At 68.6% G+C, this 13,540-nt stretch carries 14 protein-coding genes; 5 read left to right on the top strand and 9 right to left on the bottom strand.

Annotation, left to right across the window (positions count from 1 at the left end; translation table 11 throughout):
- The first annotated feature begins 80 nt into the window (after positions 1 to 80).
- A complete protein-coding gene (locus BM162_RS16405) occupies positions 81 to 2,570 on the top strand; it encodes a GcvT family protein (RefSeq protein ID WP_093424366.1) in 2,490 nt (829 codons plus the stop codon).
- A 4-nt stretch (positions 2,571 to 2,574) separates the two neighbouring features.
- On the opposite strand, the gene BM162_RS16400 is transcribed toward BM162_RS16405, so the two are convergent.
- Entirely contained in the window at positions 2,575 to 3,561 is a 987-nt protein-coding gene (locus BM162_RS16400; protein ID WP_093424364.1) for a 2-hydroxyacid dehydrogenase, read from the bottom strand.
- Positions 3,562 to 3,701: 140 nt separating this feature from the next.
- On the opposite strand from BM162_RS16400, the gene BM162_RS16395 reads away from it, so the two are divergent.
- From BM162_RS16395 to BM162_RS16385, 3 genes are all read left to right on the top strand, one after another.
- Positions 3,702 to 4,214: an SH3 domain-containing protein gene (locus tag BM162_RS16395; protein ID WP_093424361.1), complete on the top strand. Its 513-nt coding sequence runs from the start codon at positions 3,702 to 3,704 to the stop codon at positions 4,212 to 4,214.
- Between the two features lie 45 nt (positions 4,215 to 4,259).
- Positions 4,260 to 5,135 carry a cation diffusion facilitator family transporter gene (locus BM162_RS16390; RefSeq protein ID WP_093424359.1) on the top strand — a complete coding sequence of 292 codons (876 nt, stop codon included), beginning with the start codon at positions 4,260 to 4,262 and terminating at the stop codon, positions 5,133 to 5,135.
- A 70-nt stretch (positions 5,136 to 5,205) separates the two neighbouring features.
- A complete protein-coding gene (locus tag BM162_RS16385) occupies positions 5,206 to 5,553 on the top strand; it encodes a hypothetical protein (RefSeq protein WP_093424356.1) in 348 nt (115 codons plus the stop codon).
- A 4-nt stretch (positions 5,554 to 5,557) separates the two neighbouring features.
- Here BM162_RS16385 and BM162_RS16380 read toward each other — a convergent pair whose 3' ends face one another.
- Positions 5,558 to 5,854, bottom strand: coding sequence for a hypothetical protein (locus BM162_RS16380; protein ID WP_093424353.1), 297 nt, complete (start codon positions 5,852 to 5,854; stop codon positions 5,558 to 5,560).
- A gap of 113 nt (positions 5,855 to 5,967) precedes the next feature.
- On the opposite strand from BM162_RS16380, the gene BM162_RS16375 reads away from it, so the two are divergent.
- Positions 5,968 to 6,213 (top strand): hypothetical protein, encoded by a 246-nt coding sequence (locus BM162_RS16375; RefSeq protein ID WP_093424351.1) that lies wholly within the window; start codon positions 5,968 to 5,970, stop codon positions 6,211 to 6,213.
- Positions 6,214 to 6,216: 3 nt separating this feature from the next.
- Here the strand turns inward: BM162_RS16375 and BM162_RS16370 are convergent, their stop codons facing one another.
- The 7 genes from BM162_RS16370 to BM162_RS16340 form a co-directional block, all read right to left on the bottom strand.
- The gene (locus tag BM162_RS16370; protein WP_093424348.1) at positions 6,217 to 6,771 is read right to left on the bottom strand and encodes a cytochrome P460 family protein; all 555 of its coding nucleotides are present in this window, start codon (positions 6,769 to 6,771) and stop codon (positions 6,217 to 6,219) included.
- A 100-nt stretch (positions 6,772 to 6,871) separates the two neighbouring features.
- Positions 6,872 to 8,899: a M3 family metallopeptidase gene (locus BM162_RS16365; RefSeq protein ID WP_093424346.1), complete on the bottom strand. Its 2,028-nt coding sequence runs from the start codon at positions 8,897 to 8,899 to the stop codon at positions 6,872 to 6,874.
- Positions 8,900 to 9,014: 115 nt separating this feature from the next.
- Positions 9,015 to 10,052 (bottom strand): HesA/MoeB/ThiF family protein, encoded by a 1,038-nt coding sequence (locus tag BM162_RS16360; RefSeq protein WP_093424343.1) that lies wholly within the window; start codon positions 10,050 to 10,052, stop codon positions 9,015 to 9,017.
- Positions 10,052 to 10,516, bottom strand: a complete 465-nt coding sequence (gene dut, locus BM162_RS16355) for a dUTP diphosphatase (RefSeq protein ID WP_093424341.1) — start codon at positions 10,514 to 10,516, stop codon at positions 10,052 to 10,054. The genes BM162_RS16360 and dut overlap by 1 nt, the downstream gene beginning before the upstream one ends.
- Before the next feature lie 73 nt (positions 10,517 to 10,589).
- Positions 10,590 to 11,783: a bifunctional phosphopantothenoylcysteine decarboxylase/phosphopantothenate--cysteine ligase CoaBC gene (gene coaBC, locus BM162_RS16350; protein ID WP_093424338.1), complete on the bottom strand. Its 1,194-nt coding sequence runs from the start codon at positions 11,781 to 11,783 to the stop codon at positions 10,590 to 10,592.
- Positions 11,784 to 11,839: 56 nt separating this feature from the next.
- Positions 11,840 to 12,640: a ChaN family lipoprotein gene (locus BM162_RS16345; protein ID WP_093424335.1), complete on the bottom strand. Its 801-nt coding sequence runs from the start codon at positions 12,638 to 12,640 to the stop codon at positions 11,840 to 11,842.
- Positions 12,640 to 13,518, bottom strand: a complete 879-nt coding sequence (locus tag BM162_RS16340) for an RNA polymerase factor sigma-32 (RefSeq protein WP_093424333.1) — start codon at positions 13,516 to 13,518, stop codon at positions 12,640 to 12,642. Before BM162_RS16340 ends, BM162_RS16345 begins: the two co-directional genes overlap by 1 nt.
- Between the last annotated feature and the right edge of the window lie 22 nt (positions 13,519 to 13,540).

Here is a 13,540-nt window from a genome sequence, read left to right as displayed (position 1 = left end):
GCGGCAGGATGTCGGCTGCCTTCCCCCGCGCCCTGCTGAGTTCGACACAGTGCGGGGCAGCAAGCCGAGGGAGTCGCGCCATGAAAATTCACGTCAAAGCCCTGGTCGTCGGCGGCGGCGCCGTCGGGACCGCGATCGCGTACCACCTGGGCAAGGCCGGCTGGGACACCATGCTGCTGGAGCGCGACGAGCTGACCAGCGGCTCGACCTGGCACGCGGCCGGGCTGCTGCCGTACTTCAACATGTCGTACGCCACGACCCACATCCACGACTACTCGATCAAGTTCTACAAGACGCTGGAGGAGGAGACGGGCCTGAACCCCGGCTTCTTCGTCGTCGGCAACCTGCGGATGGCCCAGACGCAGGAGCGGATGGACGAGTACATGCTCTACGCCTCGACCGCCGAGACCTGCGGCGTGCCCTACGAATGGCTGAGCCCTTCGCAGATCGCCGAGCGCTGGCCGCTGCTGCGGACCGAGGACCTGAAGGGCGCGATCTTCCACCCTACGGACGGCTATATCAACCCGGCCGACGTGACGATGGCGATGGCCAAGGGCGCGCGGCAGCACGGCGTGACGGTCGAGCGGCGCTGGCAAGTTGACGCCTACGACTGGACTGGTTCGGAGTGGCGCGTCACGGTGACGAAGATGGCCGAGAAGGGCGGCAACCTCGTGCCGACCGAGGAACGGCAGGTCATCACTGCCGAGCACGTCGTCACCGCAACCGGCAACCACGCGCAGCGCACGGCGAAGCTGCTGGGCATCAAGATCCCGGCGATTCCCGTGGAACATCAGTACATCGTGACAGAGCCCGACCCCGCGCTCGTCGCCTGGAGGAACGAGGGCAACCCGCAGCACCCCGTGCTGCGCGACGCCGATGCCAAGTGGTACGTGCGCGAGGAGCGCGGCGGCTGGATCTTGGGGCCTTACGAGCGCAACGCCCCCGCCCGCTTCGAGTACGGCGTGCCCGACAGCTTCCGTGCCGACCTCTTCCCGCTCGACCTCGAGCGGATCGAAGAGGAATACATGAGCATGATCCACCGCATCCCCTCGTCCGAGGAGGTGGGGCTGAAGGACGATTACAACGGTCCGATCTGCTACACCCCCGATGGCAACCCGCTGCTCGGCCCCGCCCCGGGCCTGCGCAACATGTGGCTGGCCGAGGGTTTCTCGTTCGGGATCACCGCCGCGGGCGGGGCGGGCAAGTACCTGGCCGACCTGATGGTCGAGGGCGAGGCCGAGATCGACATGGGCGCGCTCGACCCGCGCCGCTATGGCGACTGGATGACGACCGAATACGCCGCCCGCAAGAACGAGGAAGCGTACGAGCACGTCTACATCCTCCACCACCCCGACGAGGAACGCCCGGCCTGTCGCCCGCTGCGCACCTCGCCCGCCTATGACCGACAGAAGGCGGAGGGCGCGCAGTTCGGGCATGTGAACGGATGGGAGCGGCCGAACTATTACGCGCCCGCAGGCTTCGACGACCACGCCGCCCGCTCGTTCCGGCGTGGCGGCTGGTGGCAGTACGCCGCCGACGAAGCCCGGGCGATCCGCGAGGCCGCGGGGCTGATCGACGCCTCGGCCTTCACCAAGCACCTTGTCCGCGGGCCGGGCGCGACAGCCTTTCTCGATTGGTTCACCTGCAACCGCCTACCGAAGGTGGGCCGGATCAACCTGACCTATGCCCTGACCGTCGCCGGCACGGTGCGGACCGAATACACCATCGTCCGGCTGGCCGAGGACGAGTACTACCTGATCAGTTCGGGCGCGCTGACGGCCTATGACGGCGACTATCTGCGCAAGGCGGCCGAGGACAAGCGGGACGCGTTCGGCTGGATCGACATCCACGACGTCACCACCCAGTGGGGCGTCTTCGCCATCGCCGGGCCGAAGTCGCGCGATATCCTGAAAGAGATCGTGAAGGATGCCGACCCCGACACCGTGCTCGGCAACAAGCGCTTCCCGTGGCTGTCGATGCGCAACATCGAGCTCGGCATGTGCCCGGTCCGCGCGGTGCGCGTCGCCTATACCGGCGAGCTCGGATGGGAGCTGCACCACCCGATCGAGATGCAGAACTATCTGTGGGACCAACTGATGGCGGCGGGCGGAAAGCACGGGCTGAAGCTGGTGGGGGCGCGGGCGCAGAACTGGCTGCGGCAAGAGAAATCCTATCGCGCCTTCGGCAATGAGCTGGGCCGCGACGCGACCCCGCTGGAGGCCGGGCTGGACCGCTTCGTGGACACCTCGAAGGAGTTCCACGGGAAACAAGCGATGCTCGACACCGGCATCCGCTTCAAGTGCGTGACGCTGCTGGTCGACGGCCCTGAGGACGCCGACCCGTGGGGCCGCGAGGCGCTCTATGACGGCGCCACGCGCGTGGGGCGGCTGACCTCGGGCGGCTTCTCGGTCGCCTTCGGCAAGTCCATCGGGATGGGATATGTCGCCCCCGACCGTGCCGCCCCCGGGACGAAGCTGCAGGTGAAGATGTTCGACCGGCTGTGGGACGCCGAGGTGATCGAGGACAGCCCCTACGACCCCGAGAACCGCGCCATCCGCGCGGACGGCTGACCGGTCAGAGCATCGACGGGACCACAAGATCCGGCGGCCGGTGGCCGTCGGCGAAGGTCTTGATGTTGATGATCACCTTCTCGCCCATCTCCATCCGGCCCTCGACCGTGGCCGAACCCATGTGCGGCAGCAGGACGACGTTGGGCAGCTCGCGCAGGCGCGGGTTGATCTCCTGCCCGCGCTCGTAGACGTCAAGGCCTGCGCCCGCGATTTCGCCCGAGCGCAGGCCGCGGGTCAGGGCGTTCTCGTCGATCACCTCTCCGCGCGAAGTGTTCACGATGACGGCGGAGGGCTTCATCAGCTTCAGCCGCCGCGCGTTCATCAGGTGGAAGGTCGAGGGCGTGTGCGGGCAGTTGACGCTGATGATGTCCATGCGGCTCACCATCTGGTCGAGGCTTTCCCAATAGGTCGCCTCGAGCGGTTCCTCCACCTCGGGACGAAGGCGGCGCCGGTTGTGATAGTGGATCTGCATGCCGAATGCCCGCGCCCGCCGCGCCACCGCCTGCCCGATCCGGCCCATGCCCAGGATGCCCAGTCGCCGGCCGGCGATGCGCCCGCCGAGGAACGCGGTCGGCGCCCAGCCCGTCCAGTTCCCGGACTGCATCACCGCCAGCCCCTCGGGAATGCGGCGGGTCACGGCGAGGATCAGCGCCATCGTCATGTCGGCGGTGTCGTCGGTGACCACCCCCGGCGTGTTCGACACCAGGATGCCGCGCTGGCGGGCGGTGGCGACGTCGATCTTGTCCACCCCTGCGCCGAAATTCGCGATCAGCTTCAGCTTGTCGCCCGCCTGCCCCAGTAGCGCAGCGTCGATGGTGTCGGTGATGGTGGGCACCAGCACGTCGGCACGCCGCATCGCCGCGGCCAGGTCCTCGCGGCGCATCGGGGCGTCGTCGTCGCGCAGTTCGACGTCGAAGAGCTCTTTCATCCGGGTCTCCACCGGCTCGGGCAACCGTCGCGTGACGACAACACTCAACCGCTCCGATGGCATGTTCCCGCTCCCCCCGCTTTTCCATTCGCTGGTCTTGCGGCAAGGTGACAAGGAACGGGGCGCGGCACAAGCCTGCGGACCCTACGCCGATCCGGGACGAACCCGGGCGGCCGCGTGACACACGTGACGGATGCGGGCAGATGACAGTGAAACGGGTTCTTCGCGCGGCGCTTTCCGCCGTGTTTCTGGCGAGTCTCCTGACCTCCGCCCCCTTGACCGCCCAGGAACGCGGCCCGGTCACCAACCTTCCCATCCCGCGTTTCGTGTCGCTGAAGGCGAGCGAGGGCAACGTGCGGCGCGGCCCGTCGCTGACGCACCGGATCGACTGGGTCTACAAGCGCCGCGACCTGCCGCTGGAGATCACCGCCGAATACGGCCACTGGCGCCGCGTGCGCGATCGCGACGGCGCAGGCGGCTGGATGCACTATTCGCTCCTGTCCGGGGTCCGCACGGTGCTAATCGAAGGCGACGACGTGCCGATGCGCATGAAACCCCTGCCCGATGCCCCGGTGAACGCCGTGGCACAGCGCGGCGTGGTGGCGCGGCTGGACAACTGCATCCCGGACTGGTGCAGCATTCGCGCCGGCGGCTACTGGGGCTGGACAAAGAAGTCGATGCTGTGGGGCGTGGCGCCGGACGAGATCCGCGACTGATCCCGCGGCTTGCCCGATGCGCCGCCTGCCGCTAGCACAGCGCGCATGAGCCAGCCGGATCACACAGGACTGAACGTCTCCGCCCTTGGCGCCTCCGCCACGGTGGCGCTGGCGCTTGTCGTGGCGAAACTTTGGGCACTCGGCGCGACGGGGTCGCTGTCGGTGGCGGCGAGCCTGGCCGATTCCGGCTTGGACCTGATGGTGTCGCTGGCGGGGCTGGCCGCCGTCGTCTACGCCGCACGCCCGCCGGACGAGGATCATGCCTTCGGCCACAGCTCCGCCGAGGATCTCGCCGCACTGGGGCAATCCGTGTTCATCCTCGTATCCGGCATCGCCATTGCCGTGGCCGCCGTGATGCGCCTGGGCTCGGACGCGCCGGCGACTCTGGCGGCCGAGGGACGCGGCATTGCCGTCATGATCTTCTCGATCGTGCTGACGCTGGGGCTGGTCCTGTGGCAGACCCGTGTCTCGCGGCGCACGGGCTCGCGCGTGGTGCTGGCCGACCGGCTGCACTATCTCGGCGACCTCGTGCCCAATATCGGCGCGATCCTGTCGCTCTGGGCCTCGGCCGCCTTCGGTCTGACAGCGATCGACAGCGTCGTGGCGCTCGGTGCGGCGGCAATGCTGGCGGTCGGCGCGATCCGTATCGGCATAGGGGCGTTCAATGCGCTGATGGACCGGGCCGCCGAGCCCGAGATGGTCGAGGGGATCGAGGAGCTTGCCCGCGACTGGCCGGGCGTGCGGGGCTTTCACGACCTCAAGACCCGGACCGCCGGCAGCCGCATATTCGTGAACATCCACATCGAGCTCGACGGTGGCCAGACGCTGGAAGAGGCGCACGCCATCGGCGCGGGGCTCAGGCGCGCGATCCTCGACGCCTATCCGCAGGCCGACGTCATCATCCACAAGGACCCGGTGTAGCGCCGCCACGGAACATCGCGCCCTCACGGGGTTTGCCATGGGAACAGGACCTTCAGAAGGAGGAGCATCCATGGCCGACGAGAACAAGAATCACGAGCCCCCGGGAACAGCGGATCGCCTGCGCAAGGAGATCGACAGCGGCAAGGCCGGCGACAAGACGCCGTTCCAGGACCCCGCGACCGCCCCCCTGGGCACCGACGCCGAGGCCTCGGGCAACCCGCCAACGCGCGAAGAGGTCGAGCGTGCGCGCGCGGCCGAGATCGCGGCGCATTCCGACGACACCGGACGCCACCGCCCCGGCGGCACGATCAGCGACCTGCAGGGACGCGGGGCGAAGGACACGAAAACGAAGCGCAGCGCCATCAGTATCGGCGTGGTCGTCGTGGCGCTGCTGCTCTTGCTGTGGCTCTTCGCCTGATCTGTCAGTAGTTGGCCGGCGGGTCGCTGGCGGGGAAGCTTTCGTCCACCGCCTCGTCCTGCCGGTCCCAGTGGCGCGGCGGGTCGCGCATTTCTTCGGGGCCCGCCTGGCGCACGGGGCCGTCGCCACGAATGGCGACACCGTCGGGGCGCCGCGCCGGGGCGCGCAGCATTCGTGGGCGCGGCACGTGATCCCGAGCGGCGCGGCGCTGTTCGCGCCCTGCATAGACCAGCAGAGCCGTCGCGCCGAGCAGGAGCGCGATGGGCAGAAGCGTCTTGGTCTGGTTTCGTCCGTATCTCATCAATTCGTCCCTTCGTGGTTTGCTGACCGAACGCCCGACCCGCGCGCGCCGTTCCTGCGGAACGCCCGCGCATGCGCCGCGTTCGGCTGGAGATGTCGACAGGAGGGGACGAAATGAGCGTAAGCGTCGAGACGCTGGAAGGCCGCCTGCTGGCCCAGCGGAAGGTTCTGGCGAAGTTGGTGTCGGTGATGGCCGCCGGCGGCGGCGGAGAAGAAGTGATGGAGTTCCTGCGCGAGCGCAGCCAGTTCCAGGACCACGAAGAGGATCCCGGCGTGCTGCCCGACGACGGCATGTCCATCGAGGGCGCATTGTCCGACGAAATCCGGCTGATCCTGGAACTGGCCCAGCGCGAGGCGTAGGCGCTACTCCGCCACGGCGAGATCGGCGTCGGTGGTGAACAGGTAGTCTTCGCCCCCCGCCCCTTGGTGGCAGGCGATGCAGCCCGCATCCGCGCCCTTACCGACGAGCCCGGCCAGCGCCATGTCGTTCGGGTTCCGGTCCAGGGTGCCGTCCGGCAGGTACTTCGCCCAGAACCAGTTGTTCGTCTCGGGGTCGTAGCCGTCCTCGCGCTGGAACATGACCGTTACCGCGCCAAGGTGCTCGGACGGCGCACCCAGCACCTGGTCCACGGTCACGCCCTCGGGCCCATAGTTGCGCTTGACGATCAGAGCGCCCGTGTGCCCCTCCACGGTCGCACTGGCATAGAAGGTCTCGAGCATCATGCCGTGCGGATCGGTCCCGGGATACGGAAACGACTGCACCGCACCCTCCCCCGCCAGGTCGGCCTCGACCATGTCGTCCCAAAGCTGGGCGGCGTAAGTCACGTCTTCTTCCTGCCCGAACGGCGCGGCGTCCTGCGCGAGCGCGGCGCCGGCAAGCGCTAGCCCGCCGGCGGTGATGATGGCTGCGGCTTTCATCGTGTCTCCTCCTCTGGTCCCGGGCGGCAAGCGCCCGCGCTGACCATACGTCACATGACGCACACGCAGGGTCAGGCTCAGACACGATGACGTGACGGGCTCAGGCGGCGTCGAGCAGCCCGCGCCCCTTCAGTAGCGCCTCGACCCCCGGCATCCGGCCACGGAAGGCAACGTAGAGGTCCTGAGCCTCCCGCGTACCGCCCTGCGACAGGACATGCGCCTCGAGCTTCTTGGCTAGTTCCGGGTCGAACGGGCCGCCGGCCTCCTGAAACGCCTCGAACGCGTCGGCGTCCATGACCTCGGACCACATGTAGCTGTAGTAGCCGCTGGAATAGCCGTCGCCGGCAAAGACGTGGGCAAAGTGCGGCGTGGCGTGGCGCATGCGGATGGCGCTCGGCATGCCGAGCTCTTCCAGCACCTCGGCCTGCTTCTCCATCGGGTCGTCGGGCGACTCGTCGTCGTGGAACGACAGATCCACCAGTGCCGAGGCAAGGTATTCCACCGTCTGAAAACCCATGTCGTAGGTCGTCGCCGCCAGCAGCCGGTCGCGCAGGACCTCGGGCATCGGCTCACCCGTCTTCGCGTGCGTGGCGAATTTGGTCAGCACCTCCGGCACCTCCAGCCAGTGCTCGTAAAGCTGGCTGGGCAGTTCCACGAAGTCGCGCGCCACCGAGGTGCCCGAAAGCGATTCGTAGGTCACGTCGGACAGCATCTGGTGCAGCGCGTGCCCGAACTCGTGAAACAGCGTGCGCGCGTCGTCGTAGGACAACAGCGCCGGCTCACCCTCGGGCGGCTTCGCGAAGTTGCAGACGTTGACGACGATGGGCCGGATCTCGCCGTCCAGCTTCTGCTGGCTGCGCATGGCCGAGCACCACGCGCCGGACCGTTTCGAGCCGCGCGCGAAGTAGTCGCCCAGGAACACCGCCATGTGCCGGCCGTCGCGCTTGACCTCCCACGCCCGGACATCGGGGTGGTAGAGCGGCACGTCGATGCGCTCGAACTGCAGCCCGAACAGGCGGTTCGCGCAGGAGAACGCCGCCTCGATCATCCGGTCGAGCTGCAGGTACGGCTTGAGCTCGGTCTCGTCGAGGTCGTGCTCCTCCTTCCGGCGCTTCTCGGCGTAGTAGCGCCAGTCCCACGGCTCCAGATCGCCGTTCACGCCGTCGGCGTGCATCATCGCCGTCAGGCGCGTGGCGTCGGCGTCGGCGGCGGCCTTCGCGGGCTGCCAGACCTTCATCAGAAGCTCGCGCACCGCACCCGGCGTCTTCGCCATCTCGGTTTCAAGCTTGTAGTCGGCGAAGCTGTCGTAACCCAGCAGCATCGCCCGCTCTTCCCGCAGCTTGAGCACCTCGGCGGCGATCCCGCGGTTGTCGGTCTCGCTCCCGTTCGCCCCACGCGAGGTCCAGGCTTCGTAGGCCCTCTCGCGCAGGTCGCGGCGGGGAGAGAACTGCAGGAACGGCACGATCAGCGAGCGGCTGAGCGTGATCGCGGGGCCGTCGAGCCCCTTCTCCTTCCCGGCAGCACGGGCCGAGGCGACGACGAAATCCGGCAGACCCTCGAGGTCCTCCTCGGACAGCGCCATGTGCCAGTCGGCCTCGTCCTTCAGCAGGTTCTGAGTGAACTGGGTGCCCAGCACGGCAAGCTGCGACTTCACCTCGGTCAACCGCTCCCGCGCGAAGCCTTCAAGCTGCGCCCCCTGCCGAACGAAGCCGCGGCGGGTGAGGAACAGGAGCCTCTGTTGCTCGTCGTCGAGGCCCAGGCTGTCGCGCGTCTCCCACAGCGTCTCGATCCGCTTGAACAGCGCCTCGTTCATGAAGATTTCCGAGGCATAGGCAGACAGCATGGGAGAGAACTCGCGCTGGAGCTCCTGCCGCTTGGCGTTGCTGTCGGACCCCGCGAGGTTGAAGAACACGCCGAGCACGCGGTTGAGCGGCGCGTCGGCCTTCTCCATCGCCTCGATCGTGTTCTCGAAGGTCGGCGCGTCGGGGCTGTCGGCGATCTTTGCGATCGTCTCGCGCGCCTGGGCCAGCGCCGTCTCGACTGCCGGGGCGAAGTCGTCGTCCGAGACCTTGTTGAACGGGGGCATCGCGAAGGGGCCGGTCCACTCGGCCAGAAGGGGGTTGGTCATGCACGTCTCCTTTGCCCAGATACGTAGAGGCTAAGGCGGGTTCGTGCCACCGTTGCGCCCGCTGTCCCGGCAAGAAGCGTCGAAGGCGCGGCGCGCTGCTGAGGCGTTTCCCGGTTCAGCCTCCGCAGACCGGGCAGTCCGCCCGCCGCTTTGTCAAGATCATCCGCGTCTCGCCGAAAAGCGCGTCATAGATCAGCATCCGCCCGCGCAGCCCCTCGCCCGCGCCTGTGATCTCCTTGACTGCCTCGACGGCCATCATCGCGCCCACCACGCCCGGCAGTGGCCCCAGCACGCCCGCCTCGGCGCAGCTGGGCGCAAGGCCGGGCGCCGGCGGCTCGGGGAAAACGCATTGGTAGCAGGGCGCCCCGTCCCGCGGCGCCCATGTGGCGATCTGCCCTTCCCACTGGCTGAGCGCGGCGCCGATCAGCGGCACGCCCTTCTCGGCACAGACCCGGTTGACCAGGTATCGCGTTTCGAAGCTGTCGGTGCCATCCAGCACGATGTCGTAGTCCCCGATCAGGTCGGCCGCGATCTCCTGGCTCAGACGCCGGTGATAGGGGCGGACCACGACGTAAGGGTTCACCTCGCGCATGGCCTTCTCGGCCGAAAAGACCTTGGGCATGCCGATGCGGCTGTCGCCGTGTGCCACCTGCCGCTGCAGGTTCGTCGCCTCGACCTCGTCGTCGTCGATCACGCCGACCGTGCCTACCCCCGCCGCGGCGAGATACAGAAGCGCCGGCGAACCCAATCCACCCGCCCCGACGACCAGCACCTTCGCGTCCTTCAGCCGCTTCTGGCCGAGCCCGCCGATCTCGCGCAGGACGATGTGGCGGGCGTAGCGATCAAGCTCGCCTTCCGCGAACGCGCCCGGCACCGGCTCGGGCTTGCGGTTCTCGGGCCGGACCCTTTCCTTCAGCCGCTTCAGCCCGCGGCTATAGAGCCAGACCAGCACACCCAGCCCGCCCAGCACCAACCACTCGCCAGCAGACCCGCCCAGCGCCTCGCGCGCCGGATGGCCGTCGGGCAATGCGACGTTCAGCGCCAGCACCGCGACGTAGAGCAGCGCGATCATGGTCCAGCGCGCCTGGCCCGGGACGCGCAGCAAGTGCCCGAGCCCCCATATCGCCGCCGCGAGGACGAGGACCAGCGCCATCAGCCGCGCCCCGTCGACCCGAAGCCGCCCGTTCCGCGCGCCGTCTCGCCCAGGTTCTGCGTGGTCACGAAGCGTGCGGTCACGACGGGCGCGATCACCGCCTGCGCGATGCGCTCGCCGTGGACGACTTGGAACGGCTCGGCGCCGAGGTTGACCAGGATCACGCCCAGCGGCCCCCGGTAATCGGCATCAATGGTGCCCGGCGTGTTGAGCAGCGTCACGCCGTGCTTCAGCGCGAGCCCCGAGCGCGGACGCACCTGCATCTCGAACCCCTTGGGGATCTCCACCCGCAGGCCCGTGGGCACCAGCCGCCGCTCGCCGGGGGCGAGGGTGACGCCCGCACGTTGATCCGGCGGAAAGTTGGCGCGCAGGTCTGCCCCGGCCGCGCCCGCCGTGGCGTAGGACGGCAGCGCCACCGCTGGGTCGGCCCAGTCCTCGACCAGCACGAGCACCTCGGGGGTCATGACAGAACCTCCGGACCGCGCCTCGTTGACACCTCCACGCAAGAGGCCTGCCGCTCCGCGAACGCGCAAACCATCATGTCAGCGCCTCCGCGATCCGGCGGGCCAGCCGCGCCGCCACCACGTCCTTTCCGGCGCGCTCCCACGCCTCGGCCCCGTCCGGGGTGATCAGCGTCACCGCGTTTTCGCGTCCGCCCATGATGCCGGTGCCGGGCGAGACGTCGTTCGCCACGATCCAGTCGCATCCCTTGCGCGCGCGCTTCGCGGTGGCATTTTCGACCACGTCGTTGGTCTCGGCCGCGAACCCCACGACCAGAGGCGGCCGGCCCTCGGAGAGACCCGAGACCGTGGCGAGGATGTCCGGGTTCTCCACGAACTCGAGCGAGGGCAGCGTGTCCGGCGTCTTCTTGATCTTCCGGTCTGCCGCCTCGGCCACGCGCCAGTCGGCCACGGCAGCGGCAAACACGGCGGCGTCGGCGGGCAGTGCCGTCTGCACCGCCTCCAGCATCTCCTGCGCCGTCTCGACCGGCACCAGCTGCACGTTCCGCGGCGGTGGCACCTGCGCCGGACCGGTGACGAACACGACCTCGGCGCCCAGCGCCGCCAGAGCCTGCGCGATGGCCGTGCCCTGCGCCCCGGACGAACGATTTGCGATGTAGCGTACGGGATCGATCGGCTCGTGCGTCGGACCCGAGGTGACGATCACCCGCCGGCCCCTGAGTGGCCCGCCGCCCAGCGCACCTTCAACGGCGGCCACGATCTCGAGCGGTTCGGCCATGCGGCCCGGGCCGAATTCGCCGCAGGCCATGTCGCCTTCTTTCGGCCCGACCTTCAGGATGCCGTCGCCGGTCAGCGTGGACAGGTTGCGCTGCGTCGCCGGATGTTCCCACATCCGGACGTTCATGGCCGGGGCGATCAGCACGCGCTTGTCCGTCGCCATCAGCAGGGTCGAGGCCAGGTCGTCCGCATGCCCGCCCGCCATCTTCGCCATCAGGTCGGCCGTGGCCGGGGCCACGACCACCACGTCGGCCGCCCGCGACAGCTCGATATGGCCCATCTCGGCCTCGTCGGTCAGGTCCCAGAGGTCCCGGAACACCTTGCGCCCCGCCAGGGCCGAGACCGAGAGAGGCGTGACGAACTGCGCGCCGCCCTCGGTCAGAACCGGCGTCACCTGCGCCCCACGTTCGCGCAGGCGGCGGATCAGGTCGAGCGACTTGAACGCGGCGATACCGCCGCCGATGATCAACAGGATGTGCTTGCCCGCCAGCATACTCGCCCCCTCGCCGCTCCGGCAGGTTTAGAAAGCGCGGCGGCCCGGCACAAGCCTCAGCGCAGCGGCGCGCACGGATCGCCACGATCCACCGCGGGCGTTACCGTCCACAGGTCGAAGGGCGGCTCGTCCTCCGGCGCGTCCTCGAACTGCCCGATCGAGAGGATGTCGAGCCCCGCCCCCGCCGCCTCCAGCGCCTGCGGGATTCCGCGGTCACGCCGGGCGTGGCCGTTGCCGGTGATGACCGCCACCGGCCCGCCGGTTTCGGCCATCGCGGCGAGCACGGCGCGCGCCAGCGCGGCATCGCGCAGTCTCTGTGCCTCGACCATGCCGGGAAGAAGGTCCTCGGGCAGCGCACCGCAATGCGCCTGGGCCTGCTCCTCGACGCGCGCCTCGAGCTCCGCCTCGGGCAATGTCGCGGACAGACCAAAGACGTCGGCCGCACCGCCCATCACAGCCGCCGCGCCCTCTGCCACCGCGGCACGGGCTTCACCCTGCGGGACGCCACCGCCGAAGATCGCAGCGTCAGGCGCTGCACCAAAGATCGGCGCGTACATCGCGAAGTCCGGCCACCCACGCTCTTCCCATTCGAGCATCGCGCCCAGAACGGCCGGATTGCCAAGATGTTGCCCCGCCCTCAGGGCAAGCTCCGGCGTCAGCATCTCGAACACTATGGCTTCCGGCTTCATCCGGGCCACCCATTCGGCCTGAGCCCCATGGTGATACGGGTTGTCGTGAAGCTCACCCATCAGGACGACATCGGCGCTCCCAAAGCCGACGTCGCCAGGGACTACTTTCTCCGCATAACCAGCGTCAGCCGCCGAAGCGAGAAGAACGAGCGCCGAGATCACCCGCATCAGACGAGGAAGTTGTGCACTTCCCGCGACTGGTTCTCCAGGCTCTTGCGCATCTTCCCGAAGGCCGCGGCCTCGAGCTGGCGCACCCGTTCCTTCGACAGGCCCAGTTCCGTGCCGAGGGATTCCAGCGTCCGCGGATCGTCCCGCAGCTTCCGCTCGCGCACGATGAAGCGTTCCCGGTCGTTGAGCTGCGACATCGCCGAGACCAGCCACTCGCGCAGAGTGCCGAGGTCCTTCTGGTGCGCGACCGTCTCAGACGCCTGCTCTCCGTCGTCCTCGAGCGCGTCAATCCACTCGCGCCCCTCATCCTCGGTCGATTGCGTCGCATTGAGGGAGTAGTCCGACCCGGCCAGGCGCCCCTCCATCATCTCGACGTCGTGCAGCGGCACGCCGACCTCGCGCGAAATGAGGTGGCGGAGCTGGTGGCTGTCCAGGGTTTCGCCGCGAGCGGCGGCTTCACGCTCTAGCCGCGCCTGCACCCGGCGCATGTTGAAGAACAGCGACTTCTGCGACGAGGTCGAGCCGGTGCGCACCATCGACCAGTTGCGCATCACGTAGTCCTGAATGGACGCCTTGATCCACCACACCGCGTAGGTCGAGAAGCGCACCCCGCGATCGGGGTCGAACTTGTCCGCCGCCTTCATCAGGCCCAGGCCCGCTTCCTGGATCAGGTCGTTCATCGGGGCGCCGTATCGCCGGAACTTCGCGGCCATCGAGATCGCCAGACGCATATAGGCGGTCACCAGCCGGTGCAGCGCCTGCTCGTCGCGATGGTCGCGCCACGCGTAAGCGAGCTTCAGTTCCGTCTCGGCATCCAGCAGTTCGGCCTGCATAGCGCGGCGAGACAAGGTCTGGTCGGAAAATCCATCTAGTGCCATATGACAACCCCCAAGGCTGTTG

Source organism: Tranquillimonas alkanivorans (assembly GCF_900115595.1).
GTDB classification, from domain to species: Bacteria; Pseudomonadota; Alphaproteobacteria; order Rhodobacterales; family Rhodobacteraceae; genus Tranquillimonas; species Tranquillimonas alkanivorans.
Note: the sequence above shows the minus strand (reverse complement) of the source record. Positions and strands in the feature narration are given on the sequence as shown.